The sequence below is a fragment of the Nocardia sp. NPDC050378 genome (assembly GCF_040655675.1).
Lineage (GTDB): Bacteria > Actinomycetota > Actinomycetes > Mycobacteriales > Mycobacteriaceae > Nocardia > Nocardia coubleae.
This window is the reverse complement of record NZ_JBFAKI010000005.1, coordinates 1-22823: the sequence shown is the minus strand read 5'-3', so window position 1 is coordinate 22823 and position 22823 is coordinate 1. Positions and strand designations below refer to the sequence as shown.

The following is a 22823-nucleotide window of genomic DNA, read 5'->3' as shown; positions in this document are numbered from 1 at the left end:
GCAGGGTTACTGGCAGACGGGCGTGTCCCAGGTGATAAGCGTGTGCAGTTCCCGCGCGAGCGTCGCTGGCTCCCGGCCGAAGACGACGCGACGGATCGACTCCTCAGGGTCGACGTACACACCAATGCCGGGGAATTCGAGTGCTGCGCCGATCGGGTTGCCGTCGAGGATTTGCACCCACACCCACTTCCCGCAGCCCATCGCGCGCAGGTAAGTGTGGCCGATGCCGCGGGCGCACAGTGCGAGGTAGGCCATTTCGTCGTCGGTGACGGTCTCGCCGGGGTTCGGGAACCGAGCCAGCGCCGCGTCCTCGATCGCTGCCAATCCGTCGACCGTCCACGGGTCGTCGAGTTCGGCGAGGCGGGGAACCGCGTCACGGAGGCGGGCGAGATCGTCGGCCTCGCGGTCCTGCCATGCGCGGAACTCCGGCGACTTCTGCTGTTTCGCCAGGCGACGCTGTTCGATTTCGCTATACGGTTGGTCTTCGCCCACGGTGGTGTGAACCTTTCGCGAGGGGGGACTCCGGTTCGTGTATTGGCCATCGTATCCGCCGAGTGAAAGTACGTTTCGGACTTCCAGAATCGCCGCGGCGGAATGGCGGAGGAACGTAGCAACCCGTAGCACAACCCCCCGAAACCCGTGGTGGGCCGGTACAGATAGGCACACCTTGGTCGACATTTCGGGGTCGGTCAGATCGAGAAGGCCGCTGCCCTAGCCCGGTGAAGAATCGCCGACTAGTCGGCCGTTGCCGACCACCCCTCGCACGGACCGTGCCATCGCCCGGCGCACCTTGATCGTTTCGGCCAATTGAGTCAAACCCGCTCTACCCCAATGGAAACCGTGGACTCCTTGCCCGAGGAACGCACGGTTTCCAGATGAAATATGTCTGGCCCGCCCTATTACACCTGACAGACGCTAGGCGTCCTTCCCCCAACAGGACGCTGTGAATGTGGCCGCCGTGCGCACCGTTCGGCTCGGCAAGTGCGCGGGGGTTGATCACCGCTTCCCCTCTTCCTCACCCATAACGCGGTCACCTACCCCGAACGCTTCAGTAGCCCGGGGCGAACCCGATACCGTGTCGAGCAGTGCGGGTGCACCTGTTCTCCCCGCACGGCCTCGCCGTGGCTCAGGGTTCCAGGGTCGGCAGGCAATTGCCGATGTGCGACTCGATGTGCATAAGGGTGGCCTTGATGCAGATGGCCCGGCGTCCTCTCGGCCATCACCGGATCTCGAGCGGATCGACTGCGCCGCAGCCGGGATGACCGGCTCATTGGGGGCATCGGAGCGGAACCCGATCAGCCCCAGCTCGTAGCGCATCCTCGCGCCAAGGGCTGACGACACTCGAACGTCTTTGGCAAGCAGAGCATGACCCCCGTGAGCGTCACGCCCTGGTTCGGATCCAACACCGAGCCGCCTTGGGCTGACCACCGATAAGATATTCACGCATAGCCCTCGACCGCTGCACCCATCGACAGCACGCTCCTTGAGGTGCCGGGCCAAAGAATGATGTGGGAGGCTGGAATATCGCCCTCACAGTGCAGATTTCGGGTTGCCCGCCTGGTGGCGCTGACGGACGGTCCGGTCGAAAGGACCGATCGCGAATGGACGGACCCCTCATCCGTGCAGCTCGCCATGCCCGCGGTTGGTCGCAAGCGCGGCTGCTCAGCGCGCTGCGAGCGCAAGCCTCGATCGAGCGGATCACGTTGATGAGCCCAGACTCTTTGCGAGTCGCATTGTCTCGCTGGGAGAACGGGCACATTGTTCCTGATCCGGTCCATACACGGCTGTTGTGCCACGTCCTAAACCTCCCACTCGCCGACAGCACGACTGAGCCGGAATCAGTCAGGGAGCCCTCCGACGACACCCTTTTCGGCATCTTGGCCCATCACACGAACAGCCTGCGCTTGATGGATCGACGCTTAGGTGCTCCACTGGTGCGAGCGCAAACCACCAACCACGTCACGACGTTGGAGGCTTTGTGGACGACCAGTTCGGGCGCCGATCGGCGCAGTGTCGCCCGTGTCCAAGCCGATACGGCCGCGCTTGCGGCCTGGCAAGACCTCGACGTCGGCGACCACACTGCGGCCGAAAAGCACTACGAGCTCGCGCACTTCGCCGCCTCAAGGTCGGGTGAATCGGCGCTCTTGGCGCACGCGCTCGGGGAACACGCGGTCATGATGTCTGAGACCGGTCAACCAGACCAAGCACTAGCGCAGGTCCGCCGCGCGGAGAAACTTCCTTGTTTACCGCTGTTGCTGCGCGCTTGGCTCGCCGCGACTCGGGCGCAGGTCGCGACCTACTGCGCCGGCGAGACCTCGACTGTCCATGCGGCGATTACCGAGGCCGAGAACGCATTAGAGAGATCCCGACCCGGCGATGAAGTAGCGTTGCCGTTCCTGGCCCTCAACGAGGTCCATTGGCAACGATGGAAGGGCCACTTACTAGTGCGCGTGGGTGATCCGGCGGCGGGCGCGATCGCCAGCGAAGCCTTGGCTGCTCTGCCAGGTGAATTTGTACGGGCACGCGCCGGACAACTGCTCGATCTGGCCGAACACGCGACCCGCAAAAGCGAGCTGGATCAGGCCTCCGAGCTACTGACCTCAGCAGCGACCGCGATCACCACAGTCGGGTCACGGCGCTTACGTAACCGGCACGACCTGCTCGCGCACCGCGTCCGGGAGCTGTCCACCAGCCACGAATAGAGGCAAAGCGGCCAGCATCCCGACCGCAGTCGCAGTCCCGAGTAGTTGACCGGTCCCGAGAAGCTCACGAGTCTCGGTCAACGGCACCCACACCAAGTCTGCGGCCTCCTCGGCGTCGCTTGGGGGCGCGACCTGGCGCGGCTTGCGACCGAGGTAAATATGGTGAGGGGTTTCTACCAGACCGGGCATTGGCTCCAGAACCGCGACGAGCTCCAGATTCTCGACCTCGAAGCCGGTTTCCTCCAACAGCTCCCTGCGTGCCCCGATATCCGGGGCTTCGCCGGGTTCGATGATCCCGCCTGGCGCTTCGAGCCCGACTCTATCGACGATCCAGCGGTGGCGATTCAGCAGCAACGCCCGGCCACAGTTGTCGAGGACGATCACGCAGGCAACGGGATTAAGCCGGACCGCGTGATGGGTGCGGGCGACGCCATCAGGGGTGACGATGTCGTGCAGGCCCACGCGCAGCCACGGCGGTGCGGCGTAGACGGTGCGTTCGCCAAGCACTTCGGTCATGGGCGGGAACGCCGAGGAAGCGGGGGAAGCCATTGCTTCACGGTACCGGCCAGACCACGGGTTTCGTCGCGCGTGCTAAGGGTTGCTACGTTCCCGCACCACCCCAGCCACGCCGATTCTTTGTCATCGGAGCAGTGCCTGCAGCGTAGACGGCTTCGACTGCTTTCGCGCCATTGGCGGCCCGAGACTGAGCCTTCGTGCCGGGGCGGCGGCGCGGATCGTTTTGGTGTAGTTCGCTGGTGCTGGTGCTAGCGCACGAACAGTTTGGCTCAGGCGTTGCGTGCCGAGTGTGTGAGCTCGCCGAATTCCCGCACGAGTGGGTGGTCGGGTCCGCCGAGTCGAGCCATTCGCAGGTGGACGTCGCGAACGGCCTGAACGGATCGGGTGGATTTGACCCTTTTGGAAAGGGTCAGGGTGCGGATACCGGCCGCGTGTGCGGCCTCGAGATCACCGCGGTGGAGGTGAGCAGCGGCCAGCGCAGCGTTCGACATCGCCCCGCGCCGCGCTCGGCCCTGGGATTTGGCGTGCTCGATAGATCGGTTTGCGTGCAGCTCAGCTTCATCTGGGCATCCGATGTCTCTGAATGCATTGGCGATCTCGCCATGGATGTAGGCCGGGTCGATGAAGCGAGCCCACTCCGGTTCGCTGTCGGCGTCGACTTGCTCGAAGGCCTTCTCGGCCTGGGTTAGAGCCGTGATCGTCGCGCTCCGCTCGCCTGTCGCGGCCAGTGCGCGTGCTTCCAGAGTCCATAGATCGGCCACACAGGCATGGGAGTCGGTGGCGCGGAGTCCGTGCCGGCCAGCCTGTGCTAGCCGACGGCCCTCTGCTGGGTTTCCGAGCAGTGTTGCTTGGTCGGCCAGCCCAGCCAATACGTGCGCACCGATCGCTGGATCGCGTGACTCTTCAGCGAGGCGTAGTGCCTGGATCAGGTAGCGCTGTGCGACGCCGTGCTCGCCGTTGTCGAATGCCATCCACCCGAGTAGGTAGGTCTGTTCTGCGACCGCTCCGTAGAGCTGGTGGTGGACCTCGGCGGATTGAGAGCGACGCAGCAGGGGGTAGACGTGGTTGTTCATGTAGGCGGCTAGGACCAGTCGACCGGATCCTCCACCCTGGAAGATGTCGATTTCCTGGAACTTGGAAAACATGTCGCGTAGCGCGGTGACATCGTCGAGATGAACGCGTTGCCCTGCTCGGGGAAGTTGCTCGAGTGTGTTGAGTAGCCAGTCGCGGGAGGGTCCGAGTCCAGCCAGTGCCACAAACGGCGCGGCGGTCAGGAATTTGCGTCGGTCCACGTCGGCTCTCCCGAGGTCTGCGACAGACTCGATGCTGTCGCTCACTGACTGATGGTAAATGAGCCCACGGTCGCTGTGGGGCTCTCCGAGTCCCAGATCGTACGTGGTGACGCGGTAGCCGAGTTTGTCGGAAATCAGGTCGGCGATCAGATCTGGGACGGGTTGGCGAGGTTTGCTGCCCTCGATCCATCGCCGGACGGTGGTGGCGTCCGGCACGACGTGATTGTGCCCCCGAGCTGCGGCGCGGGTGGTGATCTCGCGCGCGAACTCCTTGTTGCTCAGGCCCGCGCGCAGCCGCCAATGGTCCAGGGCCGACTCCGGCTTGTCAGTCACTACCCCTCCAGTCGTGTAGGAAGTGCCACCCTTTGCCACCCCTTGCGACGCTACCGCGCTACAGAACCCCAGTACACACTGAAATCGCGTTCAGACCAAGGGTTCTGACGACACCGCCACAAACATCGGCGGTTGATTTCCTCGGAGGGCTGTGTCATTGCCAACGCACCGCAGGCAAACGCACCAACCGACGGAAAGCCTCGAGATACCCAACAGCACCGATGAAAGGCAGCCGCATGACCATCACCGGAACCGTGAAATGGTTCAACGCAGACAAGGGATTCGGATTCATTGCCCGTGCCGACGGGCCTGATGTCTTCGTGCACTACTCCGGGATCATCGGCCAAGGATTTCGAAGCTTGGCCGAAGATGATCGCGTCCAGTTCGAAATCTCGCAGGGCAAACGCGGACCTCAGGCGGTGCAAGTGCAACGCGTAGAAGCGACGGTCACCTCCGCTCCTCTGCCTGGCAACGCGCCATGAAAGTTGGTTGATGCCAGTTGCGTGGTGGCCCGCCCTGTCGCAGCTGTGGACATGGTGTGGACACCGAATCCATACAGCCCGGACCGGGCCGCTGGTTATCTGATCGCTATGACTCGCGCACACGATTGGGGGTGCACAAGCGGTGCGGAACCGAAAACACCACGAGCTGATGGCCATTCTGCGGTCCGCTGCGCGGCACGATCCCGCCGAGCTGGAGGCCTTTGTCGCAAAGCTCAAAGCCGAAGCAGACCGGTTGAGTGGGCGAGCTCACCGCCGCCGATCGGCCGCCATCGACAGGGCACTGGCCGCTGTCATCGACTCCCGATCGTCTCGAAAAGCTGCCACCCCTACGAGGTTCGATCCCGATGCCTGTGGAGGCTGCCCATGAACACCACTTCGACCGGAACCGTCCTCCTCGAGGTTCCCGATCCAGATGTGCGCGTCGCAACAGAGGCCGGGTTGGCCGCGCCGGACCTGTTCGGTGTGTCGGTGACATCTCGCTGTGCCTACTACCAGCAGGTGTGCCAGCTGCCGGCCTCTCTGAATTCGGTCACCGGTCAAATTATCGTCGTCGCGGGGCGAGTGCAGGCGGTCATGGTTCCCTGGACGCTGGGGCAACGCGTGCGCGCTGCTCTAACTCGATGCGAGAACAATAGTGGGCCTATCGTTTCCCACCCCAGGTCGGGGACATGGACGTTCCTCACCAACTCCGACCGCGACTTGGAACCGACGCCCGATGACACCCGGCTCTGGCTGGGAAATGTTGTTGTGTTGTCCGCCGGTGCCCCGATCCCGCTCCCGACACCGACGGCAACGAATACCGACCGGCGCCGTGAGTGGGAGTCGCCACCGACCAGCCCACAACGACCCACCACCTTCGCGGTCCTCACCGCGATCCGGGCGTGTCTGGAACGTGGCGGAAGACGATGAACTTATCGCGAGTCTTGCTGGTGGACAAGGTTATTCGCCGGGCCAGCACGTATCGCAATGTGTGTGGTTTCGATGCGTTCGTTCGCGAGTCCACCGGCCAGATCGTGTTGCGGACCGGGACTGTGGGCGCCGTCGAATTGCCGTCCGAGCTCGGTCACCGGGTGATCGCGGCATTGACGTGGCCGGGTCCGGTCATCGTGCATACCGATACCCCGGAACCGGTCGTGACGATTCTGACCGGGCCCATGCCCACCCATCTGCGCAGTGGTGGGTCCTTCGCGACGCTGTCGGCTGCCGGCGCGGTGCTGGTGCCCGATGGTGACGAGGTGTTACTGCCCTCGCCGCGCGATCCCGCGCGGCGCTGGCTACCGCACGAGCCGCTGGATCCGTATCGGCCCTCGGCCGAGGTCGTGGTCGCCACGATCTCGGCGTGCCGGTAGGGCCGGGGTCTCGCGATGTCGCGGCGGAGGCGGTCACCTCGTCCGGAGGAACCCGATACTCATCTGCGGGTGATCAGTGCCGGGTTGGTGGTCGACTTCTGCGGGTGCCGCACCGCGGTGCGGAACTTTCTGCGTGACTGGCTTTCTCATCCTCATCCGTCCATGACCGTTGCTGAGATCCGGGATGGATTTCTCCCAATCAACCGAATGCCCTGCGAGGAATTGTGGCTGGACCCTTGACCGAAACCCCTGCCGATCGGTGCACCGCCTACCGTCGCCTCGGTTGGCGTGTCGTGCTCGACGGACACGACCAGATCATCCTGCCCGCCGACACCGTCCACGCCATCCAGGTGTGTGCGGGTTTGGCGGACCTGGTGCTGGACATGCTGGGCCACAGCCGGGTGAGCACCCCGGTCGTGGACAACGTCGCGACCGGTACCCGTACGTTCTTGACCAGCCCGCCCGAGCCCGGCGATACCCGGGCCGTCAGGTTGTTTCCGCCTACCTCGAGGGTGCAGGCCATCCGTACCGTGTCGGGCTCACCGATCCCGCTGCCCACCCCCGGCGACAACAACCGAAGATGGCTCGCCGAACCCGGCCCCGACAGTCTCGCCGATTTCGAATTGCTGATCAGAATGACCTTCGACGCAGCGCGCGCCGCCCTCGTCGCGTAACCGATCACTCCTTCCCGCTGAACCGATATCCAGATCCGCCGGGTACCGCCTGGCGTTCACCACCGCTGAAGAGACGGAAAACGATATGACGTACGTGAGTTGGTATGCCCGAACCGAGACCGGGCTGGCCAAGCTGCAGCGCAGCCTGATCGACATCGAAAGCGGTGTCACCCACCACCGCGCATGGAATCCGGAGCTGATCATCGGGCTCGTCCAGACCGAGGACTACGCACGCGCGGTCCTGGCCGCCTGCATCGAAGTGCTCGGCGTTCCGAACGACCTCGACGACGTCGTCGCTGCCAGAATGCAACGCCAACACATCCTCGACCGCGAAACCCACAGCTTCGAGTTCCTCATCGGCGAATGGGCATTGCACCGCACCGTCGGTAGTAGCGCGGTCATGCGCACCCAGATCAAAGCGCTGACCGACAACCTCGGTTCCCGCCCCAACCTGCGGATCGGGATCGTCCCGCTTCACACCGAATTCCGTGCGCCCACACCGGGATTCGTCATACACGACAGTGCCGCGGTCGAGACCGAAACAGTCACCGGCGAGGTCATCGCCACTCGACCCGACGATATCGCAGTGGCCGAACGGACTTTCGCCCTCCTGCAGAACCAAGCCGTCTACGGCGACGACGCCAGGGTCCTGCTCACCCGGGTGCTGGCCACACACACCGACTAAATGTGCCCAGCCCGCTGCCGAACCACTCGGCTCAGCGGTGGGCTGGACGCGACTTAGACTGAGCCCCAGATTGATTCACCGCACGAACCGTGCCCATCTCGGTTGCGCGCTGTCGGCGGCAGGGTGATCTGTCGATCATCCGTGCAGGCGAGCCGCTACCGCCGCAGTGGGACGTGCTGTACGGATGTGCAGCATGACCGGGGCGCCCGTCGACCTGGATCGGTTGGCGGTGGCGTGGGCTCCGCTCGTTGGACTGGTACGGGGCTGGACGTGCTTACCACCGATCTACTCGCGCGGGGGCGACGGCCGCGATCCCGGTGCGCATTTGACGGAACACAGGGTTTGGCTCGTTCCTTTGCAGGAGAACTGATGACGCTCAATCGCAGTACCGTGGCCGCCCTGGCGTGCGTCGTGGCCTTCACCGTGTTCGCACCCCACGCGGGGCTAGTCCGGGCTTCACCGACAACGACGGCGGCTACGGTTCCGTCGACGTCGCTGTCGCTGCCGAGATGTCCAGCGCTGTATGTGTTCGCGGTTCAGGGCACCGGTGAGTCCTCACCGGATGCCGCACCCAGTACCGATACCGGGATGCTGTCGCTGGTGATACGGCCGATGTTGGCCGCCGCGCCCGCCACCGGGCTGGTCGATCGTGCGTACGTGCCCTACCCGGCGGGTTTCGGAGGCGCGGTCGGCGCCTCCCCCGTCCCGTACGCACAGTCCGTGGCGACCGGGGTCCTGCGCCTGGAATCCATGATCACCCAACTACATTCGGCATGCCCGACCACTCGCATCGCGATCCTCGCCTACTCCCAAGGCGCCCATGTCGCATCGATCACCGCACAAGACATCGGCGCCGGGGTCGGTGTCGTCGCACCCGAGATGATCGCCGCCGTCATCCTGATGGCCGACCCCACCCGCACACCCGGCGCAGGCTTGTTCCCCGGCACCGACGCCACGGCCCCGACCCCAGCTCCCGGAACCAACGGCCAGCACCTGGCAGCACTACCACCAGCGCCGCTGCGATCAGGGGTATCGGGCGGCGGGATCGGTCCCCAGCGTGACATACCCGAGGACTTCGGTGCCCTGACCGGCCGCGTGGCCAGCCTCTGCGTCCCAGGCGATCTGGCCTGCGACACCCCAGCTGGGTCGGTGATCCTGCGCGCCGCCGCAGGAGTGACGTCGCAGTCGCTGCTCTCGACCGGGGACCCGATCGCATCGTTGATCTCGATAGGGCAAGCCCTCGCCTACACCTCCCTCAACGCAGCCGTCACCCTCGTCGACGACGATGTTTCCGGTGACTCTGTCGCCGCACTGAAGGTGTCCCCGCAGAAGTCGATATCGCAACGCCTCGCCGATGCCTCGGACCCGAGAACCGCGTCGAATGTCCCCCAGGCCCTGGCCGCCGTAACCCGCATGGGCACCCTCGGATTGAACGCTGTCCGCGCCGTGGTCTCGTCGGTGCTGAACCCCGCCGCCCTCACCCAGCTGGCGGCCGTTGCCCTGTCCAATCCAGGCGCCGCTGTCGCCCTGCTCGGCGAAAAGTTCACCACCGCGATCAGCGAACTGGTGCCGCCGACGACCGGTGATGAGTTGATCAGCGCCGCATTCGAGATCGTGCAACGCGAAATCGCCGACAACCGCGACCTTCTCGACCTCGCAACCTGGGTGCGGATCTGGGAAACCGGCATGCGACACGACGCCTACACCCACCCCGCTGGAGGCGGCCCCTCGCCCGTTTCGTGGGCCGGAGCGTGGCTGGGCGCCGCAGCGCACGATGCTGCCATGACGCCGTTGTCATCGCAGCACACCACCATGGTTTCGCCTTCGAATTCCCCCGCCGTCCACACACCCTCGGTGTCCGCCACGACCATGTCCGCACCGGTTGGTGTGGACTCGCCCGCTCCCACCACCTCACCAAGATCGAGCCCCTCGCCGATCGAGGTGGTGGGAGCCCCCCAACACCTCGCGCCACCACCGCCCCAGCCGCAACCATCCTCAGGCCCTGCGGAGACCGTTGCCCCGCCACGCCAGCCCGGCATCACCGTCGACACCACGACCACCCCGTCGACCGTAGCCCGCCAGCCCGGCATCACCGTCGACACCACGACCACCCCGTCGACCGTAGCCCGCCAGCCCGGCATCACAGATCCCACCCGCTGATCCCCGCACCCACTGTTCCGAAAGGCGACCGATGAATCCGCTGCTCGCTGCCGGTAGCGACCTGCTGGCACAACTGCACAACCCCTCACCTCAAGCGCCACCGCTGTCGGAAAAGATCCTGCAAATGGTCCGGTACCTGACCTGGTTCATCCTGCTCTCAGGCATCGTGGCCATCACCTACGCCGGCGGGAAGTTCGCCTGGGAGAAATGGACCGGCGGCGGACTCGAATCACCGAAGATGATCGCCGGGGCCATGATCGGCGGCGTCGTAGCCACCAGCGGCGGAACCATCATGAACGCCGTCATCGGCAGCTGAGCGTGCCCGATACCACCATCGGTCCGGCATCTGACAAGCCCGGCATCCACTGAACCTTGCCCGGGGCTGCCCATGTCGTCGAAGGCGCCACGCCCTCGAATCCGCTGTCTGGCAGCGCGCTGCCACACAACCCTCGCCTATCGATCGGAAACCGATGCCCAGCCAAATGACACCGTTGCCCGACACCAGCCGGTTGCTCGCGGTATGGAACGGTGCGCAACCAGAGGCAACCTCGCTCGAACACACCACCCGGGCCTACCTCACGCTATGGACGATGTACCTCCTCGACGTCGACCACACGCAGATCGGTGACTGGCAGTACTTCGAGCTTCCCGACACCGCAACCGGAGGCAGTCGAGTCACCGCCCGGATGATCGATGACGAGATCAGCTGGCACCTCGGGAACCGACCCGATGTGGCGGTGCTCGTCGACGACCATGTCCCCGGGCGCCTCACCGCGGGAGAACTGGTCGGACGGCTCGCGATGTTCACGGTGCTGTTCGACAAGTGGCCACCAACAACGGTTCAGTGCCCGATCGGTCCGGCGTTCATGGGTGTCGGCCGCCAGTTCGACAGGCTGATGCAAGGTTTGTCCCGGGGTCGCAGGCAACCTCGCCGCCGTGCCGACGGTCTGTCACCAGTCGCGCAACCGCAGCGGATCGAACCCGGCGTCCCCGCAAGCGACCGAGAATGAAGACCTCAGCTCCGATGCTGCACTACAGCAACATCACCGACCCCACCGCCTCGTTGGTCCGCCACGGCCCCGACACCATCGTCGGGCTCGCGTTCGCCCCGACGTGCCTTTCCTTGGTCTACCTCACCGTGCATCCCAACAGCCTTATGGGCCAATCAGATTCACTGCCGGTCGAGGTGGCATGCGATCTGATCGACCATCACGGGGATCCGTGGCAAGCACGACGGCTACTGGCCCGCCGCATCGATGCATGCTGGCGCCACGCTCGGGCCCTGGCCGCGTACGCCCCGGTGCCGGAGCTGCGCGCCTACGGGAAATCGCAGGCGCTGTGCGATCTGGCCGGGCTCTGGGAATTCCGGACCGGGCTCGGGTCGGAGATCATGACGATGATCGACCTCGCCTGCGACACCGCCGACGTCGGAAGCTCCTTGTTGGACGCGGTGATCGAGCACGGGTTCGCACCCGGCACCTCACCCGCGCGGCTGGCCCACCGATCGGTCCTCGCCGAAGCGATCGCCGCCGCCGCCGAAGGCGCACACCACCTCAACCTCCTCGATCCGACTGAGCGCGACATCGCGACCCTGCTCGCCCGCATCGAACCACCCACGCCCCCTCCGACCCGCCTGGTGCCCCGTCGAGCTCAACCGCGTCGGCGGGAGCTGACTACATCCTGACTTCTGCGCGAACCACTCCGACGGCGCAGCCAGAACCACCGCGATCAGCGAGGCACCATGACCAACCACCATCACCCCACTCGACGGCCGAAAGGAGCTGCCTTGCCCAAGACCGAGAACTCGACAACAGTGGTGCTCAATCAAGAGGCGCCCAACCGGGCTCGCATCCTCAACGCCATCCTCGGCCGCAAAGACGCCGAACTCCACGACCGCCGCATCGGGGAACTGCTGGGCACCATCGACCCGCTGCGGATCGCCATCACCGAATCCCGCCGCTTCGTCGAACGCGCCATCACACACCTGGCCGCCCGGCACGGCATCGCTCAGATCGTCGAACTCGGATGCGGCTACCCCACGACACCGAGCCTGCACGACATCGCCCAGAAGCACAGGGACTCGGTGAAAACCCTCTTTGTTGATTCCGACCTGCTCGTCACCGTCCACGCCCGTGCACTGCTGAGAGAACCTGGCAACCACGTCGCCCACGTCGACCTGACCGATACGCCCACAATCCTCGAACACATCGACACGGTGATGGACCCTGCCCAACCGGTCGCGGTCTGCCTGTCCGGATCCTTGGAATATCTCGCCGATGCCCCCGCAGTCCTCGCAGCACTGACCAACGGGCTACCCGCTGGGTCCTGGCTCGTGTTGAGCCACATCACCGCCGACGTCTTCACAGACGCAACCGGCGCAGCAGTCGAAATATTCGGCGCGAACGGAATCGGACTTCACCCGCGCAGTCGCGACGAAATCACCACGATGCTGGCCCCGTACCGGCTTCTCGCCCCAGGTCTGGTCGCACCGCATCTGTGGCGCCCCACCCACGACTACGGGCAGCCATCCGATGTGATGGACGAACACCCGCCGCTGTTGGCGTCAACGGCGGCAGCCAGCTATGTGGCGGTGGGATGCCTGGATTCTTCAGACGAAATCCTCAGCTAGCCAGCGGTTCCCGCTTGAAACACGCTCTCGACGGAGGACAATCCATGGCGATCAGCGACTCTGACATCTCCGACACGCTCGCTGCCTACTTGGAGGACCACCCTGACGAGGCCACGTTCCTCTCCGAGCCAATGCGGTTGCTGCGCGGCGGACATGATTCCGCCTCGCGGCGAGCTCGCTCGCACGCAACTGGCATCGCAGATCCAGCTCATCGGGCATCGCCACCGGACGCGGCCACATGCCCTGCGCGCGGTCAGCCTCGGTGTCGGGGGCCACCGCGTTCGCGAGCGGCTCGCCTGTAAACACCAGGCGATCGACCATGGCCTGCAACTGCTCCGGCCCCATGGCCGCAGCTTCGGCGTCACGCTCGCTGGACTCGCCAGTCACAACACCGACCCTACGCGCGTCCGCCGGATCGACCAACCGCGCGACTCACCAGTGCCTGGGCGACGGTCAGCTGGCAAGTGACTGCCCACCGCACGGGGCCGTCAACGGCTTTACGCCGGGCCGGTCTCGATCTGCGGTGCTTCGACCCGCTCGCAGGTGTCGACCCATCGGGCGAGCAGGCTGAGAGCGCCGAGCCGTTCGAGCGCGTCTTGCTCGGACATCTTCTCCGTCGAGTGGGCTGCGCTGTTCCGGATCGTCATCTGGGCACCAGGCGCAAACAGCCTCAGCCCGTCATTCATCGACTTCACGTCACGGTCCTCAGGTTCACCTGGCCACCGTAGGCGGATTTCGCCTGGCTTAGCAGGGGCACTGGAAAACGCCTGCTGCCACAACGGTGTTTCAGCGATGTCTCGCCGCCTGACGAGGGTTTTTACCTTATCAACCAGGGCTTCTGCGGCCGCCGCGACGGCCTCGCGGTAGTGACCGTCGTCCCACAGAGGTTTAGCTGCACCCCAGATGGTGGGGTGCATTTCGGCGGGACCGGCCGGTCGTGGCTGCTCGATCTTGGCCGCCTCGATCATTTCGTCGAGTGAACCTATGATCTGCCCGCAGGCGATCAGTACGTTTTCTGGTTCCAGCACGGGCTTGGGCTGAGCGACCGAAGACCACGCCGCGATAGGGTCGATAGGCCTGGATTGACCGTCAACGGTATATAGGACCTGGGTTAGCTGTGCGGCCCGCCGGGCACGGCCGGCGGCCTCGGCGACCTGCTCCGCGATTTCGGTCACCTCCTCGGGAGTGACACCTTCACGCCGCATGACGGCCGGGATCACCCCTCGGCCGAATCCGGATTCGTTCGTGGGGGAATGTAGTGCGAGGAACTCGCGGAACTTGCTCCGGAACTCGCGCACCGCAGCTTGCGTGGCGCGCAGGTATTCGGGATCTTGTGCGGCGTCCATAGTTGCCTTCGATCGCGTCTCTTTCGTGGCCTGCCGAGTACCTAGACTTCGTCGACGCCGTCGAAGGAGAAGCCCTCCAGTTCAAAGGTGACCGCCTCCGTGACGCCGTTGCGGACACGTTGACTCCAGACGACTTCGCCGTCCATCGTTACGTAAGAAGTGCCTACGACGGTCTTCTTAAGCTCTACATCGCCGGTGTACTTGATCTGCTCGCCATCGAACTTGATGGTGATCGAGCGCCGGGCCTGTTTTTCCATGGGTCGAGACCTCCTGTGCCGGAAGGACTAATCCGGCAGAGACTACGGCAGAGCTCCGACATCCTCCGTCAGTCGAGAAGGTTGACGGGCGTGAAGATGAAGCGAATGCTGTCGCAAGGCCACAGTTGACCGCATGCGAGGCAGACTGACCCTGTGGACTCGTCTGCGGTGATGTGAGCGTCGAAGGTCTTCATCAGAGCGCGGGCGTGGACGCCGAGTTGCTTCGGATCGAATGGGGTCTTGGTGGCTTCACGCCCGTAGTGGTTGATTCGGTGGACGGCAGCACTCCGGATCGAGTGGTAGTCGCCGTTTGGCGTGTAACTATCGGTGATCACGGCGTCACAGTATCGACGCAGACCGACATTACGGAGCGGGCCCCCCGACCGACCGAGGCGTCCGGGGGGCGGTCGAGTCGTCAATCATCTCCGCACTCACACGATCTCACTACTGGGGGTCCGCCGAATTTCGGGCCGATATGACATGAACCTGCGGGCTGTCGGGGTCGCGCAGCCGCCTGGTCACGTTCGTCGCCGACCAACGTCGTGGTGTGCGACTCGACGGTCTGAACTGCTCAACCTGACGCCGCAGTGGTAGCGCCTCCTGAGATTGGGCACACACGGACCTCAACCATTTGTTTCGGTGGCACTGCCGGAACCCAACAGTGCTGAGAATTTCCGAGGCGCATTCCTGTTTCGCAGCCGAGCTGCCGACGTCACTCACATTCCGGATTCGTGCGACCTGAATCGGGCTCCGCAGATGCAGGGGGCACAAACCCTTCCGGCCATTTGGTGCCCTTGGAGTAGTAAATGTCGGTCAGCACCGCTTGATCGAAGACCGCCCGAGCAGCGTCGACGCAGCTGAGATTTGAGCTCTCCAAGCGCGCGGGTGAAGTTCGTGCCGACGAGGGTCGCACCCTCCAGATTCGAGCCATAGAGATTCACCCCGGTGAGGTCGACCCCAGTCAGATCTGCTCCCGCAAGATCGGCTAAACCGAAAATGGCGCCGGTCAGAGTCACGTTCGGAACCGGCACGTCGCGGAGATACATCGCCCACGATGTGCTGCGGAGGTCCGCTGACTTGAAATCTGCCCCCGTGAGGTCGGCATCGACGAAGGCCGTAACGGCGAGGTCTGCACCGGAGAAGCGTACGTTCGCAAAGTTTCCTATGAATTCTCGATTCCGTAAACACGACTTGCTCAGGTCGATCTGGTCTGTATCACTTTCAGCATCACGAGTTCGATTCCCGATCGCTGCTAGAGCTACGGTGATGTCCTGCAAGTTTTCTAGGTGCTCTTGAAGGCGTTCTTGACGAACTGCTGTCGATTCATCCCCCATGCGATCGAAGAGATCGTCCCATTCTTTACACGTCGAAAGTGGGGCACGGGTTTGCACGAAGGTGGCGATCGTCTGGTACGCCAGGCGGCGATCTCGAGGTGATTCCTGGGCTAACCGCTCGAGAAGTCGGATTCCGGCGATGCGGGCGTCAATTCCGATCTTCTCGGGTTCGCCCGGCTCTCCATCGGATTTGAGCATTTCGACAGCCTTCTGGAACATGTCTGTCACGGCGGTGCGTTGAGACAGCTCAAGTTGGCCGTGGGTGGCGCTGGCTTGGTCCTGGGTGACGCGCAGCGTGTTGTTGGTAAACCACAGTGCACCGACCGCAGCGACCATTGTGAGCATCGAGGCCACGTTCATCCACCCAGGCCAGACCGCGGCGAGGTGGATCCTCCGGATGATTCGCCGCGCCGTGGACTGCTGTGGCGGATCTGGCGGCGGGGGTGGGTCCGCAGGCAGGAGAAAGGCAGGAGGATCAGAGGGCGGTTCCGGTGGTTCCGGGGCCGGTGACGAGCTGTCTGTGCTCATGTGTGACTACTCCCCCCGAGGCTGGACTCCGGACGCGAATGCCCCTGTAGGACATAGGCTAACCCGCTGAGTGGCCATACATCGACGATGGCTCCCGAGTCCTAAAGCGCCGAGGAGGCGGGCTGGCAGAGCCCGCGTCAGCTGACCCATCCCGCCTCTGCAATCCGTCGGTGCGGGCGCCGAGCCGCTTGAATAGGGTTATCCGTCTCCCCCCGATCTTCGGCGGTTCCGGAAACCCTCCTCGTCTCTCCCACTACAGTCGAGTACACGGACTCCCACATTCCAAGACAGACGAGCAAGTCGCTGATCCGGTACTGGTCGGCCCAGACCTGCGGATCAGCGGGGTCAAGCCCAGCGTCGATGAGTGACTGCGCGTCGATGGATTCTCGTCCCATACCCAGCTGGACGCGTCCCGGCGACGCCAGGTTCCAGGCGGCGGTGTGACTGTCCGCCGTTTGACCTCACCTCGCCGTCACTCAATGCTGAACGACTCGCCCGATCCAGCTTTCCCTTGGTCGGTCAGCGTCCGCGCTGGCGAAGCAGTTTCCATCCGAGGGCGCTGATCTGGTAGGCGGCCATATAAGGCTCGACGAGTGCATGCACTGACCCGCCGACGACGAACTGGGCGATCCCGTTGACATCGGGACTAGTACGCTGCAGCATTCCCGGCCGACCATATGTTTGCCAGTAGAAACCATGCGCGGCTCCAGATCCCGACCTCCACACCAACACCGCGGCCTGGACGAGACGCGCCGCGTCGGGGCGGCCGACGAAGACCTCCTGCGCAGCCTGCCGGATCATCTCGGTGTTGTTGAAAACGGCCTTCTCACCCGCTGCAGCACGTTTGGCACTCATCTCCTGGATACGCGTATCCAGGTGAGCGGCAACCGTTTCGATGGCCTCACGATCCTCGTCGCCCGCGTAGTTCTGCAGATCGCGCAGATACTGGCTATGCCAACCCTGCATATCGGTGATCAGCATGCGATGGCGGCGCAACCGCACTCGACTGTCCTCGGACACGAGAAGCCACACGGCCTGCGCGGCCCCAACAAGCGCGGTGCGGCACAAGGTGTCGTGCGCGGTCGGAAACAGCTGGCCAGGCCCGCTCCCCGGCTCCAGGTGAGCACGAATTGCCTGTAGGTGGGTTGTCGCCACAGACAATCCCTGGTGTGCGACCGCCGACAGAGGTGCGGGTGGCCAGTCAAGGTCGTCGCTACGTAGCTGGCTCCCAGGCAAGGGCTCGAACGCAGTTCCTACCGCCGTGCGCCACAAGTCGAGCGTAGGAAAAGTTGAACGGATCATCTGCCCGTAGTCGGAGTCACTGGTCACGCCCGGATCCTATGTCGCCGCGAACGAGGCATGGCACCGAATATGGAGCACGACGACTCCCTCCGGTGGACACCTTGAGCATCGACCCCGCATGTGACCATTGAGCCGAAACTGCGCGCCCGACAGCGATCGCCAGCCGATGTCGACAACAATGACTGACTATGCACAGCTTCCCGCGACTGACCGCCCTGTTCGGCGCTCCAGTGGACGCTCTCACCTACACCCACCTCGCCGACGCGGTTGCCCGACAGATCCCCGAAGCCGAAGATCTGGACTTCAAACAAACCCTCTACGAAAAGACGACCGAGGGAAAACAGGAACTCGCTAAGGATGTTTCGGCGCTGGCAAACGCCGGAGGCGGCGTAATTATCTTGGGCATCGCCGAGCAGAACTCGGTGGCTGCCGCATTGACCCCGGTGCTGCTGCCGCCCAAAGAGATTGAGCGGATGCAGCAGATCTGCCACTACCAGATCCGCCCGTTCTTGCCCGGGGCCCGCGTCAGACAGGTGGCTGATCCAGTCGACCCGTCGACCGGCTTCTACGTAATCTCGGTGCCGCGCAGTGCTGATGCACCGCACGCGGTAATCCGGGGCGGCAACGACAACGGTGACGGCACCCTCCTCAGCTACGCGCTACGTGATGGTCAGGTCACCCGCTACCTCGCCGAAGCCGAGATCGCCCGCCGCTACCGGGACCGGTTCACCAGCCGTGCGGAACTACGCGCTTCGCTCAACCTCGTCCACGATGAAGGCCTCAGCCACATCAACCGCCATACTGAGCAGCCGTGGTTGACGCTGGCGGCCTATCCCAGTGCGCCAGGGACTCAACGCCTCGGCGGCTCGGCCGACATCGTGGCGACCGCCGAGGAAGTCAAGGAGTGGGCAGCCGCAGACCCACCGCTACCCGGCCAGTTCTTTCCCGACTACGTCGAGGCGTTTCCCGGAGTTCGTCGAGCTGTGGTGACCACCGCGCAGTCATACAGCACCGCGCACAACGAGGCATTCGCCGAACTGCTCTTCAATGGATCCGGTTTCGTCGCCACACCGATCGAGCCGCTAGGCCGAGCCGATGACTGGGCTGATCAGATCGCGCAAGACGTGCTTGAGATCAACCTGCACGCCATGGTGTCGTTGTTGTCCAATCACGCCAGCCAGGTCGGCGCTGGCGGCGATTTCGAGTTCCGCGCTCAACTTCGACTGACTCCCCATGTCGCAGGTTCGGTGCTCACCGTCCGTCCAGCAGTCCTGCACAGCCCCTACCAGCGACTGAGTAACCGACCAATCGATTCATACCAGCTGGTCCCGCGATCGGTTCAGGTCCACGAAGTATCCATGGATGCTCGTACTACCGCGAATCTGGATGAGTTCGCCAGCAATTGGCGGACGCAGGTTCGGGCGGCGCACGCGCTTGCCAGCGATATTGTCGGGTGGTTCGCGGTCGGTGACACCGTGATCCTGCGCCGCGACGGCACCCTCGACACGGTCGGTGTAGACCCCGACCGTGGTCAAGCGATCTCGCAGTGGGTTTCAGGACAATCCTCGACCACCTGAAAACGGCGATGGCGGTTCGGCCCGTGGTTCGGCGGTGCACGGTGACACGCCACCGATGGTGATGACTAGCCACTCGGACAACAGAAGTGGCGCCGAATTGGATGCGGACGTGGTCTGAGTGAGCCCGATGGGCCGGCTATCCGACCGGCCCGCGGCAAGAGCTCCGATTACTTCCACGGTTTAGTCGACTCGACTCAGCCGGAGCGCAGCAGCGACCAGGCGGTCGAGAAGCCAATCGAGTTGCGCTGTGCTGGACGAACTTGTCACGAGCTGATTTGCCCACGTCTACGACGGAGCGACAGACAATTTCGCTTCCAGGAATCAGACCGCTGGGCCTTCTGCTGCAAGCGGTCTTCGGCACTCCGCGATCGTCACCCGACGCTCCTCTCCACCTAACGAACCACCAGCTTCTGCAGAAGGTGATCGAATCGGGTTCAATGGCGCGCATGCACAGAATGGACCTCGATGACATGACCTCCGACGATATTCCGATCATCAACTCGTGGTTCCGACACGACGAAGCCTCTGTCGACACATCGTGGTTCCCTCCCGGTTTTCGAGTGGACGACGAACTGTCGCAACCACATGCCGCCAAATTGTTGAAACGAACAGACCGCGTGGACGAGACCGTCGAGCTGATCAGCGCTCACGAATGGGTGGTTCGGTGCAACCTCACACACGCCCCGATCGGGTGGATCTGCGGCGAGGTGTGGCCCTGTCACGACTTCAACAGCGATATCGTCGATGGGCAACTGCCGGACGATGTGGATGATATGCCCTGCGCAACGTTCCAACTGTCGGTAGCTCCGTCTCATCGCGGTCGCGGATACGGGACCGCGATGCTGACCGCAATCGCAACCAACCTACAACTCAAGGGCACACAGATTTGGTTGGGAATCGACGTCAAGAACATGGCCAGCCGCATCGCCGCCGATCGCGCCGGATTCGACCACCAGTTCACGACTGCGCACTACAAGATGCAAAGCGGTCACGACATTCGGATCGGCCTTTACAAACACATGATGCATTTCCGACATCTCACCACAACCTAGACATTTTACGCCGAGAACGGAATCCAGTCATAAGTGGCGACCTTTGGGCTCTACCCCCGCAGCGACGGGTGGCCGACCAACAGGGACGGTATCCTGGTAGCCGGCAATCGCCGCAGCCTGATCACCAGCCGATCGGTCTGACCATGGATTACGTCACGCCCACTGATCCTCAACGCAAGACTATGACGCACCGAAAGTGCCCTCATCACTTTGTGCGGGGATCTCGGCTCCGTCCCAGCGCATGGACGGTGGCGATCGCGGCGTGCAACCCATTGCTAGCATCAGCCAACGTGATGACTCCACGCTCGTGGATCCCATCATTTCGGCACTTACGGAGCACATCGAGGGAGGCGTGCTCCTCGTAGCTGGGGTGCTGTTCGGCGAGCCACCGTGATCGGTCCTGCATCCCGGATCTGCCTTTGAACTTCGCGGTTGTGGTCGATTCGACCAGCCGAATCTGCTCGATCAGGCAGACCTCGACGGCGGTCGCCGCGTCCAGAATCGTCCTGCGGGCATCTCCACGCAAATAGGCCCTGGACGCGCCACACACCAACTGCCACTCGATCGGCGGTTCGACATTCTCTCCGACCCGTTCCAGGATCGCCGCGAACAGGCCTGCGGACAGCAGCGTCGGGCGTGGGGTCTGGATGGTCATCCCAGCGTTCTGCCACGTGCCGCGCTGCCACGCCGAGAGCCCGGGCCCGATGGTGTTGGCATCGAAGAGCGGTTCGCGCGAGTAGACATCCTCGCCGGTCACCACTGTCACCCAGTCTTCAACCCGACTAAACCAGTAGGCGATTCTCCTGGCCGCATGGTCGAACACCTTCTCCGCGGGCTGGTCGACATGGAAGGGGTAGTAGGGAGCGACGGCTCGACCGTCTTCACGCAGTTCGATGCCTACGTGGCGCAACGCTGTGCCGTCGTCGGCCCCCCATGCGGCGTATTGGGTCGTCCATTGCGTCGTGTGATCCCACGCGTCCTCGGGTACGTCAGGCAGCTCAGGGTGCCACAGATTTACCGCCAGGCCACCTGGTGCAGGCGGGGTCACAACAGTGGCGCGAACATCACCGATGTAGGTGTCGAACCGGTTCCCCAACACCTCGTTGTGAACCCAAAGATGATGCGGCAGCTGATATTTCGCCGAAACGGTGACCACAACTCTCCTATCGCGACAGGTAGTGACCCAACGTTTCAGAGTACGAGTCCCGCGCAAGTGAATATTCGGCCTGCCCCCAGCACGCACGGAGTGATCACGACCCTATGCCAACGGATGCACTCGGCAACACATACAAGCAGGGGACCGGTATCCCGGTCGTCGCACCGTTCGCGATCGACGCGGCGCCGTAGTCCCGGACATGACCACGACCCACCACCACACCGACACAGCTGTTGCCGAACACAATGCTCCGCGATGCCAACACTGATGGACTATTGCGATGGCAATCGAAGTGGGAAATATCACTGATCCTTTCTGAGGGGCTCCCCCTCAGATTGAGGTTGCTACCCGGTCGCCTGATCCCTCACAACACCCAACTCCGCAGGGCACTCAGCGCCAGCAGATCGAACGCTCAAGAGTTCAACATGCAGACTTGACAGGGAAGTGACTGTCGGCGCCCTGCTGGTCCGCCAGCATTCCGAGGTCCTCTTGGTGCGCCCCAAAGCGTATGGAGGGATACTTTTGCAGCCAGGAGGTCATCTTGATGAAACCGACGTCACGCTGATCGACGCGGCGGTGCGCGAGCTTGCGGAGGAAACCGGGCTCGATCCGAGCGTCGTTGCCCTAGAGTCACCGAATCCTGTCTACATCGAGTATGGCCCGGTTCCAGCTCGGCCGGTCAAGGATGAGCCGGCCCACTTTCACTTGGACGTCGGGTACTGGTTCACCACGGCAACGGCCGATATCGGGCAGATCCAGGTCCGAGGTGAGCGCTGCAGCCTGGTATCCCCTCGCCGAAGCCGAGCGCCTCGTCGGGCCCCGGATCGGGGGTGTACGAGTCGACCAACTCGAGCGCTGAACTGACACACCGACTTAAGGTCGTTTGGGCGGTTCACACCGCTCGACAGCGTGACCTACGCCCCCAGGACGATGAGATCCGCGCGGCGCTCACCGCCGTCGGCGGTGCGGACCCCATCCATGCCTGGCCAGCCGATGCGGTCGGCGACCAACTGGAGGTCGAACAGGGACGGCACCGGATCGATGTAGCGGTCATTGTGCCTATCCACTGATCAGAGTTGCGCCGTCGCGCGATATTCAGGCGGTGGCGAAGACCTCGTCGTACTCCAGCCGTGGCAGCCGTCCCATCCAGGCGTCCGGGCCCGGCTTGCCGATATTGATGACGCACAGCGGGACATGCCTGCCGTCGGGGAAGAACTCTCGTCGCACGGCGTCGGCGTCGAAGCCGACCATCGGGCCCGCTGCCAGACCCGCCGCGCGAATGCCGACAATGAGGTAGGCGACCTGCAATGCGGCGTTGAACGTGGCCGAGGGCTCCCGGACCGCCGGATCGGCGAAGACGTTCTGCGGGTTGTCCATGAACGGAACGAGTTTGGGCAACTCGTCGTGGAAGTCGAGATCGGCCGCGAC

23 protein-coding genes and 1 pseudogene are annotated in these 22823 nt (G+C 63.8%); 13 read left to right on the top strand and 11 right to left on the bottom strand.

Annotation, left to right across the window (positions count from 1 at the left end; genetic code table 11):
- Positions 1-6: 6 nt before the first annotated feature.
- Positions 7-492 (bottom strand): hypothetical protein, encoded by a 486-nt coding sequence (locus tag AB0I35_RS12865; RefSeq protein ID WP_357395983.1) that lies wholly within the window; start codon positions 490-492, stop codon positions 7-9.
- Positions 493-1601: 1109 nt separating this feature from the next.
- Between AB0I35_RS12865 and AB0I35_RS12860 the strand changes: the two genes are divergently transcribed.
- Entirely contained in the window at positions 1602-2702 is a 1101-nt protein-coding gene (locus tag AB0I35_RS12860) for a helix-turn-helix transcriptional regulator (RefSeq protein ID WP_357395981.1), read from the top strand.
- Here AB0I35_RS12860 and AB0I35_RS12855 read toward each other — a convergent pair.
- Together AB0I35_RS12855 and AB0I35_RS12850 are read right to left on the bottom strand one after the other, a co-directional pair.
- Positions 2640-3251, bottom strand: a complete 612-nt coding sequence (locus AB0I35_RS12855) for an NUDIX hydrolase (protein WP_357395980.1) — start codon at positions 3249-3251, stop codon at positions 2640-2642. The genes AB0I35_RS12860 and AB0I35_RS12855 overlap by 63 nt on opposite strands.
- A 236-nt stretch (positions 3252-3487) precedes the next feature.
- The gene (locus AB0I35_RS12850) at positions 3488-4843 is read right to left on the bottom strand and encodes a hypothetical protein (protein ID WP_357395979.1); all 1356 of its coding nucleotides are present in this window, start codon (positions 4841-4843) and stop codon (positions 3488-3490) included.
- A gap of 236 nt (positions 4844-5079) precedes the next feature.
- Here AB0I35_RS12850 and AB0I35_RS12845 point away from each other — a divergent pair, with 236 nt between their 5' ends.
- The 9 genes from AB0I35_RS12845 (at position 5080) to AB0I35_RS12805 (ending at position 12843) form a co-directional block, all read left to right on the top strand.
- The gene (locus tag AB0I35_RS12845) at positions 5080-5325 is read left to right on the top strand and encodes a cold shock domain-containing protein (RefSeq protein ID WP_357395977.1); all 246 of its coding nucleotides are present in this window, start codon (positions 5080-5082) and stop codon (positions 5323-5325) included.
- 926 nt (positions 5326-6251) lie between these two features.
- The gene (locus AB0I35_RS12840; RefSeq protein ID WP_357395975.1) at positions 6252-6695 is read left to right on the top strand and encodes a hypothetical protein; all 444 of its coding nucleotides are present in this window, start codon (positions 6252-6254) and stop codon (positions 6693-6695) included.
- Between the two features lie 236 nt (positions 6696-6931).
- Complete coding sequence (locus AB0I35_RS12835) at positions 6932-7369, top strand: hypothetical protein (RefSeq protein ID WP_357395974.1); 438 nt, start codon at positions 6932-6934, stop codon at positions 7367-7369.
- 85 nt (positions 7370-7454) lie between these two features.
- A complete protein-coding gene (locus tag AB0I35_RS12830; protein ID WP_357395972.1) occupies positions 7455-8054 on the top strand; it encodes a DUF5753 domain-containing protein in 600 nt (199 codons plus the stop codon).
- 369 nt (positions 8055-8423) lie between these two features.
- On the top strand, positions 8424-10214 hold the full coding sequence (locus AB0I35_RS12825; protein ID WP_357395971.1) for a cutinase family protein: 1791 nt from the start codon (positions 8424-8426) through the stop codon (positions 10212-10214).
- A 31-nt stretch (positions 10215-10245) separates the two neighbouring features.
- Positions 10246-10530, top strand: coding sequence for a hypothetical protein (locus AB0I35_RS12820; RefSeq protein WP_357395969.1), 285 nt, complete (start codon positions 10246-10248; stop codon positions 10528-10530).
- Between the two features lie 166 nt (positions 10531-10696).
- On the top strand, positions 10697-11224 hold the full coding sequence (locus tag AB0I35_RS12815) for a hypothetical protein (protein ID WP_357395968.1): 528 nt from the start codon (positions 10697-10699) through the stop codon (positions 11222-11224).
- The gene (locus AB0I35_RS12810; protein ID WP_357395967.1) at positions 11221-11898 is read left to right on the top strand and encodes a hypothetical protein; all 678 of its coding nucleotides are present in this window, start codon (positions 11221-11223) and stop codon (positions 11896-11898) included. Before AB0I35_RS12815 ends, AB0I35_RS12810 begins: the two co-directional genes overlap by 4 nt.
- A 102-nt stretch (positions 11899-12000) precedes the next feature.
- Complete coding sequence (locus tag AB0I35_RS12805; protein WP_357395966.1) at positions 12001-12843, top strand: SAM-dependent methyltransferase; 843 nt, start codon at positions 12001-12003, stop codon at positions 12841-12843.
- Positions 12844-13340: 497 nt separating this feature from the next.
- Here AB0I35_RS12805 and AB0I35_RS12800 read toward each other — a convergent pair whose 3' ends face one another.
- The 5 genes from AB0I35_RS12800 to AB0I35_RS12780 all read right to left on the bottom strand — a co-directional run bounded on the left by AB0I35_RS12800 (position 13341) and on the right by AB0I35_RS12780 (position 17637).
- A complete protein-coding gene (locus tag AB0I35_RS12800) occupies positions 13341-14189 on the bottom strand; it encodes a TIGR02391 family protein (protein WP_357395965.1) in 849 nt (282 codons plus the stop codon).
- Positions 14190-14230: 41 nt separating this feature from the next.
- Positions 14231-14446 (bottom strand): hypothetical protein, encoded by a 216-nt coding sequence (locus tag AB0I35_RS12795; RefSeq protein WP_357395964.1) that lies wholly within the window; start codon positions 14444-14446, stop codon positions 14231-14233.
- A 68-nt stretch (positions 14447-14514) separates the two neighbouring features.
- Positions 14515-14781 carry a hypothetical protein gene (locus tag AB0I35_RS12790; protein WP_357395963.1) on the bottom strand — a complete coding sequence of 89 codons (267 nt, stop codon included), beginning with the start codon at positions 14779-14781 and terminating at the stop codon, positions 14515-14517.
- Positions 14782-15162: 381 nt separating this feature from the next.
- Positions 15163-16140 (bottom strand): pentapeptide repeat-containing protein, encoded by a 978-nt coding sequence (locus AB0I35_RS12785; RefSeq protein WP_357395962.1) that lies wholly within the window; start codon positions 16138-16140, stop codon positions 15163-15165.
- Positions 16141-16827: 687 nt separating this feature from the next.
- Positions 16828-17637: a hypothetical protein gene (locus AB0I35_RS12780; protein WP_357395961.1), complete on the bottom strand. Its 810-nt coding sequence runs from the start codon at positions 17635-17637 to the stop codon at positions 16828-16830.
- A 161-nt stretch (positions 17638-17798) separates the two neighbouring features.
- Between AB0I35_RS12780 and AB0I35_RS12775 the strand changes: the two genes are divergently transcribed.
- Positions 17799-19187, top strand: coding sequence for an ATP-binding protein (locus AB0I35_RS12775; RefSeq protein ID WP_357395960.1), 1389 nt, complete (start codon positions 17799-17801; stop codon positions 19185-19187).
- A gap of 437 nt (positions 19188-19624) precedes the next feature.
- The gene (locus tag AB0I35_RS12770) at positions 19625-20239 is read left to right on the top strand and encodes a GNAT family N-acetyltransferase (RefSeq protein WP_357396521.1); all 615 of its coding nucleotides are present in this window, start codon (positions 19625-19627) and stop codon (positions 20237-20239) included.
- A gap of 205 nt (positions 20240-20444) precedes the next feature.
- Here the strand turns inward: AB0I35_RS12770 and AB0I35_RS12765 are convergent, their stop codons facing one another.
- A complete protein-coding gene (locus AB0I35_RS12765) occupies positions 20445-21395 on the bottom strand; it encodes a hypothetical protein (protein WP_357395959.1) in 951 nt (316 codons plus the stop codon).
- 444 nt (positions 21396-21839) lie between these two features.
- Between AB0I35_RS12765 and AB0I35_RS12760 the strand changes: the two genes are divergently transcribed.
- Positions 21840-22259, top strand: coding sequence for an NUDIX domain-containing protein (locus tag AB0I35_RS12760; protein WP_357395958.1), 420 nt, complete (start codon positions 21840-21842; stop codon positions 22257-22259).
- Positions 22260-22309: 50 nt separating this feature from the next.
- Here AB0I35_RS12760 and AB0I35_RS12755 read toward each other — a convergent pair whose 3' ends face one another.
- Positions 22310-22462, bottom strand: a complete 153-nt coding sequence (locus AB0I35_RS12755; protein WP_357395957.1) for a hypothetical protein — start codon at positions 22460-22462, stop codon at positions 22310-22312.
- 28 nt (positions 22463-22490) lie between these two features.
- Positions 22491-22823 (bottom strand): annotated as a pseudogene (locus AB0I35_RS12750) (nitroreductase family protein); the annotation flags it as partial.